Source organism: Reticulibacter mediterranei (assembly GCF_016587455.1).
This window is the reverse complement of the sequence record NZ_BNJK01000001.1, coordinates 8,094,586-8,112,563: the sequence shown is the minus strand read 5'-3', so window position 1 is coordinate 8,112,563 and position 17,978 is coordinate 8,094,586. Positions and strand designations below refer to the sequence as shown.

Genomic DNA, 17,978 nt, shown 5'->3' with positions numbered 1-17,978 from the left:
AATCATCCGCGTAGATCGCGCACAGACTTGCGAATGACGAGCTTTGTTGGGATTGTCCATTTGATCGGGAGTATGGGAACAGGCGAAAGTGATGCGATCTGTTCTGGATTCTCTATCAATCCCAATAAGCGATCAAATGCCACCTGTCCCATCGTCTCGCCCGGCGTCTGTACGGTGGTCAGCGGTGGATTGAGGACACGGGCGATTTCGATATCATCAAAGCCCACAATCGAGATATCGTGCGGGATCGTCAATCCTCGATCCTGTGCGGCTCGATACGCGCCGAGAGCAGTCTTATCGCTGACAGCAAAAACGGCGGTTGGCGGCTCTGGGAGATCCAGCAGGCGCAGCATCTCGCCATAACCTTTTTCATCACCACGCGAGATACGCGGAGGAATCAGATCGGGATCGGGGCCGAGGCCCGCCCGTTGCATCGCCAGCATATAACCCGCCAACCGCTCGCCCAGCGTCCAATATTTGGAGGGTCCACGAATAAAGCCAATACGCGCATGTCCCATCTCTTGCAAATGCTGTGTCATCGTAAAGGCACCCGAAAAATTATCCGGCACAACAGCTGGCAGGTCGATACCCGGCACAAAATGGTCAAGCATCACCACCGGGAGCTGGCTGTCCACCGCCGCCTGCACCCACTCCGCGCTCAGATCTCCTCCACCCAGGATAATTAGCCCGGCGGTCACTTCCGGCGTCCAATGATCCGTTTCGGGATGATCGTCGGGACTGACAAATTCGAGGGCAATGCGATACCCGGCCCGACGAGCAGCGGCCTCCAGACCAAGCAAGCAGGTTTTGTTAAACGGATCAGAGGTTGGCGCTAACGGGAGCCGCTCGATCAGAATGCTCACTGTCTGAGGCGTCCTGCTCATACGGCGCGCGAAGCGCTCGTACCCCAGAGAATGCGCCGCATCGAGGATACGCTGTCGTGTGGCAGGCGCGATTCCTTTCCCATCATTGAGCGCCAGAGACACCGTGCCAATCGAGACGCCGACCGCCTCAGCAATATCACGAAGCGTTACAGTATTATCCTGGGACATATCCCACCTCTACCTCTTCTTTTTTTGCGAGATATTCAAGTATATGCTTCATTTCTTTATCTTTTCAAGCCGGTAGTAGCGATACTCTCGGTTAGGGTACGTTGCGTAAAGATAAAGAAAATCAGCACGGGCAACAACACCATCGAAATCGCGGCGAAGATGACGGCAGGCGAACCGCTACCATAGAGTCCCAGCAGCGCAAACAGTCCCAGCGGCAACGTCATTTTCTCGGGCGACGACAGAAACAGGTTGGGCCAGAAGAAGTCGTTCCACGCGGCCTGGAACACCACAATGCCCAGTGCGGAGACAGCAGGCCACGACAACGGCAGGTAGATCTGGAACAATATGCGCACATGCCCGGCTCCATCCAGCTTGGCTGCGTCGTCCAGTTCGCGGGGCAGCGTCAGGAAGAACTGGCGCAACAAAAAGATACCCAGCACATTAATCAATGCCGGCAGATACACCGCCTCGTGCGTATCCAGCAGCCCCAGCACGCGCACCAGAATAAAGGTCGGGATCACCGTCACCTGTTGCGGCACCATCAGCGCGGAAAGCAGCACAATAAACAACACGTTGCGACCAGGAAACTCCAGCCGCGCAAAGGCATAAGCGGCCAGTACGCTTGTTACAATCGCACCAACAGTAATAATGATCGAGATCTTCAAGCTGTTCAACACAAGCATCCCGAAAGGGATCAGGTCAAAGACCTTGCGAAAATTGTCAAAGGTAATCCTGGTGGGAAACCAGACCGGAGGCAGAGAATACGCCAGATCCGTTGGCAACACAGATGTTACCAGCACCCAGTAAAAGGGCGCAAACATGAAGATTGCCAGGATCACCAGTAAGATATTCAGCAGCCAGCCACCAACCCGACCGATACTCAACTCGCGTCTCTGTCGCCCACGCCTCGGCCATGAAGCTAAAGCAGCCATGATAGTTTCTCCCCTCTTCTAGTCGTAATTGACCCAATAGCGACTGAGCCGCATCTGGAGCAGCGTGACCACCATCACCACCAGAAAGACCACCAGCGAGATCGTCGAAGCGTAGCCCATCTGGAACGAGCGAAAACCCGTCTCATAAATATGCAGCACGATACTGCGCGTGCTATCGCCGGGACCGCCCTGCGTCATGATGAACATCGGCTCGAAGATCTGAAAGGCACCAATAAAGGTCATCACGCTAGCAAAGAAAATGGTTGGCGACATGATCGGAATGGTGATATGGCGAAAACGCTGAAAGGCTCCAGCTCCATCGATCCGAGCAGCCTCATGGAGATAGACGGGAACACCCTGCAAACCTGCCAGCATAATGATAAAGGTGAAGCCCAGCGTACGCCAGAGATCGACAAAGATCAGCGAGGGCATAGCCCATTGTGGCGAGATAAACCAGTCGGGAGCCTTGATGTGCAACAAGCCGAGGTAGTAATTGACGAACCCGAAGCTGGGGTCCAGCGCAAACTTCCAGAGCAGCGCAACCGAGGCCCACGACATCAAGAGCGGGAAAAAGTAGGCGGTGCGCAGAAAGTATTTGAGCGGCGCGGGCATCGCTCGATTGACCGCCAGCGCCAGCAACAAACCCAGCCCGATATGCAAAATCAGCGACCAGAAGGTAAAGACAAAGGTGTTCCAGATCGCCTTCAGCACAACTGGATCAGATAGCAGCTTGACATAGTTCCCCAGCCCGCTAAAACGGGCCGGGGTGAGCAGATCCCACTGAAACAGGCTCAGAACTATTGCGCCGATCAGCGGTCCTGCAATAAACACGACAAATAAGAGCAACGCCGGGCTGAGAAAGAGGTAGGCTGTTATGGCCTCGCGCCGCTTCATCGCCGACATCGCACGCTTCCAACCCGCACCATTGATGTTTCCACGTGGAACTGGTTCCATTGGTGGCGTTTCTACGCTACGCGTACTCATCATCACCTCGCATTGTCTAGAGATTGGCCTGGATCTTCTGGTCAAGCTGGGCCAACGCCTGCTCGACTGGCACGTTTCCGCTCAACAGTTGCTTCCAGGTATCCTCAATATCTTTCTGCACCAGATTGCCTTTATCGGGCGAGGGAATCGGGGTGGAATATTCCAGCGCCTCGTACAGCTTCTCGCTGCCCGCAGGAGCATTCGCGAGAAACACGTCGCTGGTCGCCACCGATTTGCGCGGAGGAACGATGGTGCCTCCCTGCTGCGAGAAGTATTCGCTGGCTTTCTTTGAGGTAATAAACTTGACGAAAGCCCAGGCCGCCTCTTTGTTCTTTGAAGCCTTCATGATCGGATAGGCGTTCCAGCCAATCGGCGATCCCTTCTGCGTCTTCTGAGGCCAGGCCACTATCTTCATCTTGCTGACCATATTGAGGTTGCGCATGCTAATCACCGGCCAGCGTCCACCACCAAACATCGCCAACTTACCCTGGGCGGTTGCCGTGAAAGCGTCGAAGGTACCGCCGGGTGCCGGACTGATCTGCTGCTCCACCATTGAGCGCATAAATTTCGCAGCCTCAACAGCCTGTGGAGTATTAACCGTTGATTTGGTCCAATCGGCGTTCAGCGTGCTGGCTCCATTGGTCAACAGCCAGGGCATAATGCTCGCAAAATATTCTGGTGCCGCCACATAGCCAAAGACCTTCCCTGGCACCGTCAACTTTTTCGCGGCTGCCATAAAATCATCCCACTTCCAGCTATCGTTCGGCTCATCCACTCCTACCTTCTGGAACATGTCGGCGTTGTACCACATGCACATGGTATTGAACTCGCCCGGCAGATAATAGGTCTTGCCATCGGGGGAACTCATTTTGTTCCACTTCACCAGATTAGGGTGAATGTCGCTAAAGAAGTCCGCCAGTTCGTCTTTATCGCGTGCTAAATAGGCATCAATAGGTTCGACAAGACCACGACTCGCAAACAAACGCTGTCCCTCCGTCGCAACCTGGATTACATCTGGCACCTGTCCACCGGCAATCTGCGTGGAGACGGTATCAAAGAAAGCGGCCCAGTTGCTGGAGGGAATGCCTTTGGCGGTAAATTTCACATCGGGATAATCTTTACGGAATAACTCAAATAGTGCATTCCAGCTCTTTTGCTGTTCCGCCGTTCCCATATAAACCAGTGTGAGCGCACCTGAGACCTTCGATCCCTTTGGCGCTGGCTTTGAACTCTCATCAGCGCCGCTATCTCCCCCACAGGCAGCCAGGATCGAGCTTGCCCCCAGCGCAGTTAGCCCGGTATAGCTCATTCCTCTGACAAAACTACGACGAGACAAGCTGTTGTCATGAAAAATGGTGGTGAGTGAACGCCCGTTCTTCATCGAAACCTCCTTTGGCTTCTGCTCATGCTCTTTTCGACGGTCTGAAAAATAATGACTAAAATGAGAGTAACATCAACATATAAAAATGTCAATGAATTTAACCAAATTTTTTTATTAAAAATTCGGTAAAGTTTAATTGAAATATTTAAAATCTTATGGTATCCTTAGCTGACAAGCCGTCTTATTTTTCCATTCATTACGCTTCGCATCTCCTCGCCATCGGCGGTGAGGAGGCGAAGGCTTGCTAGAAGGAGCCAGCCATGACTGAACTCGTCTCACGATCGCCCCGGATAGATGAGCACACGTTGGGATATACGTATCAAGGGGAGGCTATCAGGCATGTTGCCATGCCGCATGGAGGATTAGGGGCAGGACAGATTGCGCTGGGCGGCGACGGTGCGCTCAGGCAATGGCAGATCGTCAATCAGATTAATCACCTGGGTTTCGTACCAGACAGTTTTTTTGCCATCCGCACATCCTGTACCGAACCGCCATTGAACGTGATTCGCCTGCTGCAATCCCGAGAGGCACAACAATTGCCAGTAGAAGAGACACCGCTGGTCAACGACAACGCGATTGCGGAGGATCAGCGCGCCCTGCATCGGGTGTTTACGGGGGTTGAGCGCACCACATTCACGGGCGCCTATCCCTTCTCACACATCGCCTACCAGGACGCGGAGTTGCCGCTCGACGTAACGCTCGATGCGCATACGCCATTTGTTCCGCTCGATGCGGAAAATAGCGCTCTGCCAGCCATTATTTTCACCTTCACGGTCCACAATCCCTGGCAACACAAAGTTCACGGCTGTCTTGCCGCCACACAGCAAAATCTAGTTGGCTGGGATGGCGTTACCTCGATCTCTGGCAACCGTTGCCCGCTCTATGGCGGCAACACCAATCGCATCTTCAAGCGTGCAGGCTACACCTCACTCGTGATGGAGAACGCTTCGCTGCCAGATGATCACCCAGGCGCGGGTCAGGTCGTTCTCACCAGCTTGACGCCCACGACGCGCACACAGGAACGCTGGACGACGTTCGAACAATTCCTGCACATTCTCAATAGTCTTTCGCTCGACAGACAGGGCATCGAAGGGGCTTGTGTGCTGGCACGGCCCAACAAAAACATCATCGCCACCGGCCCCAGCGCGCAGGGCGAGACCTGGAATGGTGGCCTGATCGTGCCCTTCCGCCTGGCTCCTGGCGCGACAACGACCATCACCTTTATTTTAAGCTGGTACTTCCCCAATCGCTACGTCAATTTCGATCAGTTCGGCCCGCCGCGCCCCTATGGGAAGAGCCGCTTCTGGCTCGGCAATGCCTACGCCGCTCGCTTCCACGATGCGCAGGAGGTAACAGAATATGTTATCCAGCATCACAAGAACCTGGAAGAGACTGCGCGTCAGTGGGTGCGCGGGATCTATCAGAGCACGCTGCCCGATTGGTTTGCTGAGATGCTTGCAACCCAGGCCACGTTCATGCGTAGCCCGACCTGCTTCTGGAGTGCTGACGGCAAGTTCTTTGGCTTTGAAGGCTCGCTCGGCCTTTCAACCGCCATGTGGAACGGAACGGTTGGTGGCTCGTGCCCGCTCAACTGCACCCATGTCTGGAACTACGAGATGGCGCTCTCGCGACTCTTCCCGCGCTTAGAGCAGAGCATGCGCGAGACCGATTTTGAGCATGTGCAGGCTCCCGAGGGCTATATTCCTCATCGCACCATCGTTCCGCTCTACCTGCCGCAGTTCTGGAACGTGCCCATTGGCGGTCCCACCAACCCGGCCCTCGATGGCATGCTTGGCACTATCCTCAAGACGTATCGTGAAGTGCGTCAGGGTGCCGGGCGAGACTGGCTGGATCGACTCTGGCCGCGCGTCAAGCGATTGATGAACTATATTATCGAGCAGTGGGACGACAACAACGACGGCGTGCTGGAGGGTGAGCAGCCCAACACTTACGACATCGAGTTCTACGGCCCCAACATGTATATCGGCGCGCTCTGGCTGGCGGCCCTGCGTGCGGCGGAAGAGATGGCAAAGCTGCAAGGCGAGCAGGATTTTGCACAATCCCTCCACGAGCGCTTCGAGCTTGGCAGCACCAATTACGACGAACAGTTGTGGAACGGGGAGTACTATATCCAGATTATCGACCATTCGATGCCACTGGAGAATCAATTTGGCGAGGGCTGTCTGGCGGATCAGTTGTTCGGCCAGTGGTGGGCGCATCTGCTCGATCTGGGTTATATACTGCCAGAAGCGCACGTCAAAACCACCTTGCGCTCGATTGTCCGCAATAATTTGCGTCACGGTTTCCGCAATTTCGAGCATGGCTATCGCGTCTTCGCGGATCAGGACGACTCCGGGCTAATCGTCTGCACATGGCCTCGCGGTGGCAGGCCAGAGATCCCCGTTCGCTATTGCGATGAGGTCTGGACCGGCATGGAATATCAGGTTGGCGCGCACTGCCTGATGGAGGGTCTGGTTGAAGAAGGGATGAGCATTATCGAGGCGCTCCGCAAGCGCTATGATGGCACGCGTCGCAACCCCTACAACGAGATCGAGTGCGGCGATCACTACGCACGAGCTATGGCTGGCTGGTCAGTGCTGGAAGCTTTGAGCGGCTTCCGCTACAACGCGCTGGAAGATCATCTCTCCTTTGCGCCCGTCGCCAACCAGAGCGAGTTCCAGGTGCCCTTCATCACCGGCAGCGGTTGGGGAACCTTCGCGCAATCGCAGGACGACTCGCACATCACGCTCACCTGCTCCTACGGCGACGTACGCATTCAGCAGCTCTCTTTGCAAGGGATAAGTGATGATGCAACGGTCACGCTTGATGGAAACGCGTTGGCTGCAAACGCCAGCAAGCAACAGGACACCCTGACGTTAGCGTTCACCGAACCAGTGATCTTGCGAGCTGGCTCTACGCTGACTATTGTGAGCACAAAATAGCGAAGAAAGCTCATGCGCCTTTCTTGCTCTAGATGGCGCATGAGCCTTCCTAAAAACGTGCAAGGACACAGGGCGTTCCCACCACCCGTAGCGACAAGGAGATGGGTGGTTGGGGACTTGGGGGCCTTGCGCTTGTCGCTCCTCATCCATCGTTTTATTTTCTATTGCATATTTTCTATGTTCTCACCGCGACAAGCGCAAGGCCCCCGCCAAACCCCCTCACCCCCCATTGTCGCTACATGTAGCCCGACGTTTCCTACAACCTGACAATCACGCGCTCCGTTTCGATACAACCGTCCATCATTCTCACCTGCAAATCCAGCCCCCTTATCCCCCTTCTCTATGGTAAAATAAAGTACCTCACCGGATGTGCTGGCCGCTGTGATACAATAATTCGTAAGCGACCATAAAAATCAGTCCATGCGTGACTAAAAAAATACGCTCGAACAGTCCTTAACACTATGGAAGAGGAGACATCGTTTATGAGCAACCTCGGTTTTGAGGATACCGACACTATTTTGACGGAAGATCGTCTGTTCGCGCCATCCCACGATGTTGTGGAGAATGCTAATATTCTCGCATACATGAAATCAAAGGGTTTTACCGACTATGATGCGTTCCATCAATGGTCTCTAGAAAACCGCTTCGAGTTCTGGGAAGATATGGCGAAGGAGCTACACTGGTTTGAACCCTGGCAAACCACCTTCCAGTGGACCACCAAACCTTTCTTCCAGTGGTTCGCAGGCGGCAAATTCAATATCACGTATAACTGCCTGGATCGGCACAAAGATACTCCCACCTGGAAAAAAGTAGCTTTCTACTGGGAAGGTGACGATGGCTCCTCGCGCACTCTCACGTATGAAGAGCTGTACGTGATGACGAACCGCATGGCGAAAGGGCTGCAAAATCTGGGCGTGAAAAAGGGTGATCGCGTGGCGATTTACCTGCCAGCTATCCCCGAACAGGTCGCCGCACTGCTGGCCGTCGCCCGTATTGGAGCCGTCCATAGTGTCGTTTTCGGCGGCTTTGCTGCCAGTGCCCTGCGTGATCGCATCATCGATGCCGAGGCCAAAGTCGTGATTACCGCCGATGGCAACTATCGCGGCGGCAAGCATATCCAATTGAAAAAAATCACCGATGAAGCGGTCGCCGAAACACCAACTATCGAGAAGGTGATCGTCGTGCACCGCCTGGGCAGCGATGTACCAATGCAGGCTGGGCGTGATGTCTACCTGCATGACTTGATCGCGGATATCCCCGAAGATACCGTCGTGCCATGCGAGCCGATGGACAGCGAGGACCTGCTCTACATCCTCTACACCAGCGGTAGCACGGGCAAACCGAAGGGCATTGTCCATGTGCAGGGAGGCTATGCCGTTGGCACATACACCACGACGAAATTTGTCTTCGATATCAAAGACGGCGATATCTACTGGTGTACCGCCGATATTGGCTGGGTCACAGGCCACAGCTACATCGTCTATGGCCCCCTGATGAACGGTGTAACCAGCGTTCTCTTTGAGGGAACACCGACCTATCCCGCGCCGGATCGCTTCTGGAACATCGTCGAGAAATACAAGGTTTCGATCATCTATACTTCGCCAACAGCCATTCGTGGTCTGATGCGCTTCGGCGAGGAATGGCCGGCCAAACACGATCTGTCGAGCCTGCGCATCCTGGGATCGGTCGGCGAGCCGATCAACCCCGAAGCCTGGATCTGGTATCGCAAGAATATCGGCCATAGCGCGCTGCCGATCATGGATACGTGGTGGCAGACCGAGACCGGCATGATCCTGATCAGCCCGACCGTTATTCTACCCCTCAAGCCTGGCAGCGCCACACGCCCGATGCCCACCATCGAGGCTGATATCGTTGACCGCGACGGCAACGCCGTTGGACAGAACAAGGGCGGCTTCCTGATCATTCGCCATCCCTGGCCCGCTCAGATGCGCACCATCTACAAGGACGAGGACCGCTATCGCACCTACTGGGAGACCATCCCAGATGTCTACTTCGCAGGTGACGCGGCAACCAAAGATACCGATGGTTACTTCCGCGTCCAGGGCCGCGTAGACGACGTGATCAAAGTCAGCGGACACCGCCTGGGATCGATGGAGATCGAGTCTAGCCTGGTGAGTCATCCGGCAGTGGCAGAGGCAGCAGCCATTGGCAAGCCCGATCCATTGAAGGGCGAACATGTCAAGGTCTTTGTCATCGTCAAACACGGCTACGAGCCGTCTGCGGAACTGGAAAAAGAGCTGAAGCTGCACGTACGCACAACCGTTGGTGCTCTGGCCGTTCCAGAAGAGTTGGAGTTTACGCCCAGCCTGCCCAAGACGCGCTCCGGCAAAATCATGCGCCGTGTTATTCGCGCCAAAGAGCTTGGCGAGCCTGTTGGCGATATCAGCACGCTCGACGGATAACTCAATAGCAACGATGAGTCATCCAGTTTCGAGATGACTCATCGTTGCTTCTACGTCGAGATTTACCCTCGAAGGGTGAACAAACATTCAGGGAACGTATCAGGCACCGGCAATAGCACGGTGCCTACCTTGTTTATCCCCAGACGGTGATGGTGGAGTTCCCGCTGCCACCATTGAATGCCTCTGTTGCGAGGATCTGATAGTTGAACGAGCCGAGGTTCATCCCATGACTGGCCCAGGCATTGAAGAAGTTGCTGGTCGTGATGGTCCCGCCCGTCCTCGTCGATTGCCGAACAGCCCAGTACTGGTTGAAGGTCGCGGTGCCTATAATGGAGGGCTGATTGTACCGCGTGTCCTCATAGAGGTTGTACGTACTGCCGTCGCTGGTCACAGTACCCTTGTAGGTTGCCCCGGAACTGGGGTTATACCCCTCCAGTTATCGACGATATAGTACTCTATGAGCGGATTCGTCGTCCATCCGTAAAGAGACAGATAGGCGGCACCGCCGGACGGGTTAAAGCTGCCCGAGTAGTTCACAGTATGAGATGAACCGGTGGCCCAGCCCTTCCCGGCAACAAAGTCCCCAATACCAGACCAGTAAGCATTGTAATAGCCGCCTGTGCATTCGGTCATGGAGATCGACCCACTCCCGCCGTCCAGAACGAGTAGAAGTAGCCGTCAGTACCAGTCCGGTTCGAGGTTATGGTTGTACACGAAGCCGAAGCCGCACGTGCCGGGGAAATGGAGTACAGAAACAGAGAGGCTGCGACAATTGCGAGCATGCACAGTATTAGCGCTGCTCTGGGGATAGTCAAAAGCTGAATACGTCCTTGTTTCCTCATGAGCTTCTCCTTGCATCATAAGTGACAATGCTGATCGAAATCCATTCCGACCAGTGAAGCCTCCTTCTACAAGAGTTCGGCGAACTTGCGCCCAGGCTCCTGGTAGAAGTGTAGATCCAATTGTCTCTCGCTCACCTTGCGGGTCTTAATCATCAGTTACCCCAAATGGTGAGCATCTTCTTGCAAGCGCTTGCAAATCTGTAAATTACTATACCATAGGAAAAGTTTCTTTGTCAACCCTTATGCATTTTAAATGCTGACATTTTGTTTGCCTGGATGGTCACAAAAAACCAAAAAGCAGTTATTTCAAAAAATTTCCGATAAACTCGATCTATGCTGAGGCGTAATCTTGATGCAATGTACACGAGGTTGTGCAAGCGCTTGCATAGAGTAATGAGGTTGTGAATCCTCTTGATTGCAAGCTCAGAGGCCAAATCAGGGGGCAAGGTAACAGCGTGTATAGTTCGCTTATTTGCAAAAAACAGATGCATGGATGTCTTCCTAATGCATCTGTTTTTTTATTCTACTTGTTAAGCAATCTGTTCTATTTTGCCTTCCGTCACCGTGCCAGCGGCGTCGATCTTGAAAACGCGGGCATAGGGTGGCTCCGGGTGAAAGCGATGAGAGAAGATGATGTAGAGATAGCCGCTGCGCTTTGCCCATTCGATATCGCGCGCGGAGGGATAAGCCTCTGTAATTGGGTGAGAATGATAATAGATCATATCGCCGTCGTACTCATCAATATCATTATAAATACGGACGATATCGGCCTCGCTAATAATAGAGAAATCGTCGGGACGCTCGGCAGCATTGGCGGTGGGATAGTTTTTCACCACCTGTTCATCAACGCTGCCCAGTGCTCCACAACCTTCATTGGGGTAGCTCGCGGCAATATGAGCTACCATCTCTGCATAGATTGACTCTGGAATACGCACGACAAATTGAGCGTCAGCTACCATAATATTTTTGCCTCTAAATTGTCTTCGAGTTGCTCGATTGGGCGAGTCCACAGATCCTCGCTCAGATACTTCCATCCACCATCAGCCAGAATCGTTACGATCTTGCCGCTCTCCATGCTGGCCGCGACACGCAATGCCACATGCAAAGACGCTCCACACGATGGCCCGGCAAAGATGCCTTCCTGATCCTTCAATTGACGCGTCCGGCGGATCGAATCCTCAGCCGACACGAGAATGCGGGCATCGAGCAGCGATTGATCCAGCACGGGTGGCACAAAGCCATCTTCCAGGCTGCGCAAGCCCTGCACGCCCTCGCCCTGAATCGGCTCGGCGGCCACAACCTTAATCGCCGGGTTATACTCTTTCAAACGACGGCCATTGCCGGTCAGAGTGCCACCGGTCCCCAGACCCGCAACAAACACGTCGAGGTTGGGCAGATCTTTGATAATCTCGACGGCTGTACCATAATAGTGTGCATTTGGATTCGCATCATTGCCGTACTGATAAAGCATTACATAACGCTCATCATTGGCAAGCAGCGATTTTGCCAGCCGCACTGCTCCATTGCTTCCCTGCGTCCCATCGGAGTGAATGATCTTCGCGCCATACAGTTCAAGCATCTGGCGACGCTCGCTGGTCACGTTATCAGGCATCACTGCAATGAACTGATAGCCCTTGATGCGTGCAATCATCGCCAGCGCAATGCCCGTATTCCCACTTGTCGGTTCCAGCAGGATAGAGCCTGGCTTGAGCTTCCCGCTCGCTTCAGCCTCCTCGATCATTCTCAGGGCAATGCGATCCTTGACACTGCCAGAGGGGTTCGCCCCCTCCAGCTTAGCATAGATCTCCACGCCCGGACGCGGACTGAAGCTCTTCAATTCCACCAGTGGCGTATTCCCGATAGTCTCCAGTATGCTACCGTAACGCATGAATCTCTCCTACTGTCCTCCTGCCATCGCAGGTAAGAGGGTGACGGTATCGTTGGGGCCAACCGTTGCGTTTAAGCCTCCACGATGACGCACATCCTCATCGCTGACATAGACGTTTACAAAACGGCTCAGCTCGCCCTCCGGCTGAATCTGCGCCTTCAATGAGGGGTAGCGCTTATACAGATCGTTCAACACCTCGGCCAGCGTGCTACCCTCAGCGCTCACCTGCTTGGAATTACCAGCAAAGCTCCGTAATACAGGTGCAAGTTTCACAGTTGCCATCTATTTCTCCTTCAATGCATCGGGTGACGAGCGAGAATCACACCACCCGCTCTACCACACCACAGTTTTTTATCGAAATATCTTATTGTGCATCCCACTACATTTGCGGGGCTACCCGTGTATGGAAGGGGCGAGGACAAGCCATCGCCCGTGTTCCTTCCATACACGATTTTCACGCCTTCACGCTTTTTAACTACGCAGGGATCGCACACACATCGGCATACGTTGGCAAATTTTCTGGATGCCCATTCTCACCGCAGGCGGCGCACTCAGGATCGCGGAAGAGCCGCAGCTCGTTAAACTCGCCGGAGAGCGCGTCATAGGTCAGCAAGCGGCCCACCAGTGGCTCACCGATGCCCAGCAGCAGTTTGATTGTCTCGGTGGCCTGCAACAGTCCGATAATACCAGGCAGTACGCCTAATACACCGGCCTCGGAGCAGCTGGGAGCCAGTGCTGGTGGGGGTGGCTCTGGGAAGAGGCAGCGATAGCAGGGACCATCGTATGGCTTGAAGACCGTGACCTGACCCTCAAAGCGGAAAACGCTGCCATGCACGACGGGTTTATTGGCAATAATCGCCGCATCGTTCAAGAGATAGCGCGTGGGGAAGTTGTCGGTGCCGTCAATGATGACATCGTACTCATCAACCAGACGTTGCACATTGGTCTCATCCAGACGCTCGAGATACACCTCGACCTTAACATCAGGATTGAGAGCCGTAAGCGTCTGACGGGCAGACTCGGCTTTATACTGGCCGATCCGCTCGGTATTGTGCAGAATCTGACGCTGAAGGTTGCTGTCGTCCACAACATCGGCATCGATAATGCCAAGCGTGCCAACACCAGCTGCCGCCAGATAAAAGGCTGCGGGAGAACCCAGACCACCAGCACCGATCAACAGCACTTTCGAGTCGAGCAGCTTGAACTGGCCCTCTTCGCCAACTTCAGGAATGAGCGTATGACGGCTGTAACGTTTAGCCTGGGCCTCGGTCATTGTACGTGGCTGGATAAACTTAAAACCGCTCCCCTTCCATTGTCCAAACCCGCCGGCCATCGAAATTACGTTGTCATAACCCATCTGCTGTAACGTACTGCCCGCTATCAACGAGCGCGTACCACCAGCACAATAGAGTACAACTTGCTGCGATTTGTCGGGAACTGCTTCTTCTATCCGCAATTCCAGAAAACCACGCGGGACATGCAAGGCATCGGGTATATGCCCTTCGTCCCATTCATACTTCTCGCGCACATCGATCAGGACAAAATCATCCTTCTTCTGAGAAAGCGCATCCTGTACCTGTGCTGGGGTCCACTCCGGCACCTGCTGGCGCGCCCGCCGCAGGATCTCGCGGGATGCATCACCCATATCTCATCACCTCAATGTTGACTATGTTAATCAATTTACTTCCTAAACTGGCTACCAAAAGATTACCATTCGCTTTTTTTACTTGTCAAGGAAAACTAAACCAGTCTTTGCTGAGGAAGCATGTACTTCACAGACACTCATAGGTACAAACACAATGCGTAAAGAAATTATTCCTTTGCGCCACGTCGCTCAGCCCTTGCCGCAATGACTTGCAATTTCCACCAACTGCTGCTACCTTGAAAAGAAGAGAGCATCAGGTAACATCTTTTCAAGGTTGCAGCGAGAGGAGCAGCAATGGCCGAGACATTTGACTATATCGTGATTGGTGGAGGCGTGATGGGTGCCAGTATTACCTATCATCTCACTCAACAAAGGGCCGGTCGCGTCCTGCTGTTGGAACGTCAGGCGCTTTGTAGCGGCACAACGGCGCGTTCCGGGGCTATCGTCCGTCAACACTACTCGAACGACTTTAGCATTCGGATGGCAAAAGAGAGCCTGCATATTTTCCAACATTTCGACGAGGTAATCGGTGGCGATTGCGGATTCACCACCACCGGCCTGCTCGTCGTCAGCGATGAACAGGGCGAGGAGACGCTTCGCGCAAATGTTGCCTTGCAGCAGGAATTGGGCGTCAACACCAGATTGATCTCTCCCGCCGAGATTGCTGAAGTTGCGCCCGAATATAGCAGCGACGGAGTGACACAGGCATGCTACGAGGCCGATACCGGCGTGGCCGATCCAACAGCCACCACCTATTGCTTTGCGCAACGAGCAAAAGATCACGGTGCCACCATCTACGAGCAGCAAGCTGTGATAGGCATCCTGACGCAAAACGAGCGAGTCGTCGGCGTGGAAACCGCCCGGGAAACGTTGTATGCTCCGGTCGTTGTGATTGCAGCTAATGCCTGGAGCGTCGCACTGACGCAACCGCTGGGCATCGCGCTTCCCATCACAGCAACGCGCCATCCCATGCTGGCCCTGCGCCGCCCAAACGATCTGGGAGGTCGTCAGGGCATGCACTCAGTTGGCTTTGATGTCAGGAATGGGATCTATCTACGCCCCGATCTGGGTGGCGTGACGCTGGTTGGTGCAACTGATAACGTGCTGACAGCCAGCGATCCCGATCAGTATCACCAGGAGCTTACGGTGGAGGAAAGAGGCTTTTTTCACAAGCAGGGAGGAATACGTATGCCCGGGCTAACCCGTGCCGTGCCGCGCGGAGGCTGGGCTGGCATTTACGACGATACACCCGACTATCATCCCATTCTTGGACCGTTGCCCGGATACGAAGGTCTGTATTGTGCCGCTGGCTTTTCCGGGCATGGCTTCAAGCTCTCCCCCATTATCGGCAGTTGGATGGCACAACTGCTCACAACCGGCCAAACGCCGGAAGATATGCGTCCGTTTGCTTATGAACGCTTTGCGCAAGGACAGGAAATACGCCCGCGCTATTCTTCTTCCGGCGTGCTGGGATAACTCCTGTATATTAAATTTTCACGATCCCGTCTGCGGCGAGTTTGGCCAGCGCCTTGCGAGCTTCGTTCGGGGTGGCAATATTATAGGAAACGCCATGCATAGCCTGCTCAACCGGCAACAGATACGGCTTGAGCGTCACATCATGCGTATAGAGATTATGTAACACGTAGGCACCGGCATTGGCAGCCCAGGACGAGGTTTCCGCCATTACCAGCTGTTGTAATACGGGAACCAGACTGTCTCGCCCGTAGTGTACCAGCGATTTCGCCGCCATCCATGCAACTGAATAGTCGCTATCGGCCAGCATATGAACCAGTGCCGGCAATGTGCGTTGATCGCACAATTCACCCATAACGCGTGCACATTGCCAGCGCAGCCACGCGTTATGGCTGTTGCATTCTCTCAACAGTTCAGGAACCGCAATAGATCCCAGACTGACAAGCGCCTGCGAAATCTGACTGCCTAACCGCTCATTGGCGCTATGAAGGATCTCAAAGAGAGGAGGAATGGCTGCTGGATCATGGGTGCGTCCCAGCGCTTTGATTGCCTGCACGCGCACAACAAGCACAGGATCGTGCAGCGCCCGGATCAAGACAGGCGTGGCCGTGCGACTCCCTACGAGTCCGAGGATATGCACAGCCGTTTCGCGGATGGCTGGTCGCTTATCACGGACGGCAGCAAGCAACACTTGCTCTACTCTGGTCGGGTCCATACCCGATTCAGGCAGGAAAAGAGTGCGCAGACGAGTTCTGAAATGAGCTAAACGAAACGCGATGGGGATCGTAAATGGCTTCCCGGCCCACGTTCCCAGAGCGAGAAATTCGATAAAATGTTGTGCCAACCGATTATCTTCAAGAGATGCAACTGCTGTAAAAGCGCGTGGATCATTATCCATTATCCAGTGCATCAAGCGCCACGCCGCGCCACGATGCCCATCTGCCGCCTCTTGCGCTAACACCTGTGGAGGAGTAATTCCTACAGGAGGATGCTCATCTTGAACAGGAGTGGTATCAGATGTAATTGCGACATTGCCAGTATTGTTCTCAGGTGAGGGATCGAAGAACTCCATCACAACAACTCCTTTTCCACGGGTTACAACGTACGGAAGATAACGCTACCATCATACAGGAGTTGAGATAGTTCAGAGAGACATCACAGTATATCACATCTGGTGCTCTCCTTTATAGCTCATCTTTGCAAAGAAACTATTCCTGTGTTAGAAGCGTATTTCTTTCAGAGAGAGCATCATACCTTTCATATTGTTTAAAATTTATTTTTCAGTTATTTTTCATAAAAAGGGGGAATATCACCTTGCAGAAGCACGAATTGTTGGAAGCTGGCTTTGCCTTTGACTACGATCACATCTCTTTAGTTCCTCGCGTTATCTCAACACTGCACCATCGCGCCGATGCCTCGCCTGAAGTCATGCTGGGCAACAGTCGCCTGCGTTTGCCCTTGATTGGTTCGCCAATGTCCGATGTGTGCGGAACCGAGATGTGCAGCGTACTATCTCATGAAGGGGCTGCTGGTATCCTGCACCGCTTCCAGGGTATTAGAAGCCAGGCCCGAGCCTTCAAAGAAGCGCGTGGCAGAGAGGCTCATGCCGCCGTTGGAGCCGCGATAGGCGTGACAAATAGCTATCAAGAGCAGTTTCAGACGCTCTATGAGGCCGGATGCCGCCTGTTTTGTCTGGATACAGCCAATGGCGCTCATAAGCAGGTAGAACAAGCTATCGCCTGGATTCATCACGTGTCCGACGACATTTTCTTGATCGCTGGCAACGTTGCCTCCGCCGAAACGTTCTCGTGGCTTGAAGACCTGGGAGTTGACGCCATCCGCGTTGGGATCGCAGGCGGCTCAGTCTGCGAGACCAGAACGGAGACGGGCATCTATGTGCCAACCCCCTACGCCGTCGCAGAAGTGGCCTCTGTGCGCAAGCGAGCGCTGATCATCGGCGATGGTGGAGTGCGCACCCCCTCGGACTTCTGCAAGCTGCTGGCGCTGGGAGCCGATCTCGTCATGCTTGGTTCAGCACTGGCGGGCACCCAGGAAGCTCCAGGGCAGATCGTGATGGCGAATGGCAAGCAGTACAAAATCATGCGCGGCTCAGCCTCGTTCTCTGTCCAACAACAGGGCGGCAATGAGTCGCCAGAGTATGTCGAAGGCACCGAGACGCTTGTGCCCTATCGGGGAACGGTCGTCGCCGTCCTCCATCGCTACATGGCCGGTCTGCGCTCAAGCATGTCTTACATGAACGCCCGTACGCTTGAAGAGTATCGCAATAACGCTTCCTTTGTCTTCTTACGCTGATCTCACACGCCAGAAAGCTCGCTTGACAAGCTCATACAAATTATTACAACAATATAGTAAAAGTTTTCTATGTACCTGGCTGTCGTTGCCAGGTACGTTTTCG

At 54.0% G+C, this 17,978-nt stretch carries 13 protein-coding genes and 1 pseudogene; 4 read left to right on the top strand and 10 right to left on the bottom strand.

Annotated features, from left to right (window positions below; translation table 11 throughout):
- Positions 1 to 2: 2 nt before the first annotated feature.
- Genes K3T83_RS34665 through K3T83_RS34650 form a run of 4 tightly spaced genes read right to left on the bottom strand, consistent with a single transcriptional unit; the run spans position 3 to position 4,349 of the window.
- Complete coding sequence (locus K3T83_RS34665) at positions 3 to 1,052, bottom strand: LacI family DNA-binding transcriptional regulator (protein ID WP_220207479.1); 1,050 nt, start codon at positions 1,050 to 1,052, stop codon at positions 3 to 5.
- A 56-nt stretch (positions 1,053 to 1,108) separates the two neighbouring features.
- Positions 1,109 to 1,984 (bottom strand): carbohydrate ABC transporter permease, encoded by an 876-nt coding sequence (locus K3T83_RS34660; protein ID WP_220207478.1) that lies wholly within the window; start codon positions 1,982 to 1,984, stop codon positions 1,109 to 1,111.
- A gap of 18 nt (positions 1,985 to 2,002) precedes the next feature.
- Positions 2,003 to 2,971, bottom strand: a complete 969-nt coding sequence (locus K3T83_RS34655) for a carbohydrate ABC transporter permease (protein WP_220207477.1) — start codon at positions 2,969 to 2,971, stop codon at positions 2,003 to 2,005.
- Between the two features lie 13 nt (positions 2,972 to 2,984).
- Complete coding sequence (locus tag K3T83_RS34650; protein ID WP_220207476.1) at positions 2,985 to 4,349, bottom strand: ABC transporter substrate-binding protein; 1,365 nt, start codon at positions 4,347 to 4,349, stop codon at positions 2,985 to 2,987.
- A 260-nt stretch (positions 4,350 to 4,609) separates the two neighbouring features.
- Between K3T83_RS34650 and K3T83_RS34645 the strand changes: the two genes are divergently transcribed.
- Together K3T83_RS34645 and acs are read left to right on the top strand one after the other, a co-directional pair.
- Positions 4,610 to 7,291, top strand: a complete 2,682-nt coding sequence (locus tag K3T83_RS34645) for a GH116 family glycosyl hydrolase (RefSeq protein ID WP_220207475.1) — start codon at positions 4,610 to 4,612, stop codon at positions 7,289 to 7,291.
- Between the two features lie 482 nt (positions 7,292 to 7,773).
- The gene (gene acs / locus K3T83_RS34640; protein WP_220207474.1) at positions 7,774 to 9,714 is read left to right on the top strand and encodes an acetate--CoA ligase; all 1,941 of its coding nucleotides are present in this window, start codon (positions 7,774 to 7,776) and stop codon (positions 9,712 to 9,714) included.
- A gap of 133 nt (positions 9,715 to 9,847) precedes the next feature.
- On the opposite strand, the pseudogene K3T83_RS34635 reads toward acs, so the two are convergent.
- The 5 genes and pseudogenes from K3T83_RS34635 to moeB all read right to left on the bottom strand — a co-directional run bounded on the left by K3T83_RS34635 (position 9,848) and on the right by moeB (position 14,089).
- A pseudogene (locus tag K3T83_RS34635) lies at positions 9,848 to 10,496 on the bottom strand (glycoside hydrolase family 11 protein).
- Between the two features lie 590 nt (positions 10,497 to 11,086).
- Positions 11,087 to 11,515, bottom strand: coding sequence for a M67 family metallopeptidase (locus K3T83_RS34630; protein ID WP_220207473.1), 429 nt, complete (start codon positions 11,513 to 11,515; stop codon positions 11,087 to 11,089).
- Entirely contained in the window at positions 11,509 to 12,444 is a 936-nt protein-coding gene (locus K3T83_RS34625) for a PLP-dependent cysteine synthase family protein (RefSeq protein ID WP_220207472.1), read from the bottom strand. The genes K3T83_RS34630 and K3T83_RS34625 overlap by 7 nt, the downstream gene beginning before the upstream one ends.
- Positions 12,445 to 12,453: 9 nt before the next feature.
- The gene (locus K3T83_RS34620; protein WP_220207471.1) at positions 12,454 to 12,726 is read right to left on the bottom strand and encodes a MoaD/ThiS family protein; all 273 of its coding nucleotides are present in this window, start codon (positions 12,724 to 12,726) and stop codon (positions 12,454 to 12,456) included.
- 193 nt (positions 12,727 to 12,919) lie between these two features.
- On the bottom strand, positions 12,920 to 14,089 hold the full coding sequence (moeB, locus tag K3T83_RS34615) for a molybdopterin-synthase adenylyltransferase MoeB (RefSeq protein ID WP_220207470.1): 1,170 nt from the start codon (positions 14,087 to 14,089) through the stop codon (positions 12,920 to 12,922).
- A gap of 294 nt (positions 14,090 to 14,383) precedes the next feature.
- On the opposite strand from moeB, the gene K3T83_RS34610 reads away from it, so the two are divergent.
- Positions 14,384 to 15,565, top strand: coding sequence for an NAD(P)/FAD-dependent oxidoreductase (locus tag K3T83_RS34610; RefSeq protein WP_220207469.1), 1,182 nt, complete (start codon positions 14,384 to 14,386; stop codon positions 15,563 to 15,565).
- A 10-nt stretch (positions 15,566 to 15,575) separates the two neighbouring features.
- Here the strand turns inward: K3T83_RS34610 and K3T83_RS34605 are convergent, their stop codons facing one another.
- Positions 15,576 to 16,634 (bottom strand): HEAT repeat domain-containing protein, encoded by a 1,059-nt coding sequence (locus tag K3T83_RS34605; protein ID WP_220207468.1) that lies wholly within the window; start codon positions 16,632 to 16,634, stop codon positions 15,576 to 15,578.
- 242 nt (positions 16,635 to 16,876) lie between these two features.
- On the opposite strand from K3T83_RS34605, the gene K3T83_RS34600 reads away from it, so the two are divergent.
- The gene (locus K3T83_RS34600) at positions 16,877 to 17,875 is read left to right on the top strand and encodes a guanosine monophosphate reductase (RefSeq protein ID WP_220207467.1); all 999 of its coding nucleotides are present in this window, start codon (positions 16,877 to 16,879) and stop codon (positions 17,873 to 17,875) included.
- The last annotated feature ends 103 nt before the right edge of the window (positions 17,876 to 17,978 follow it).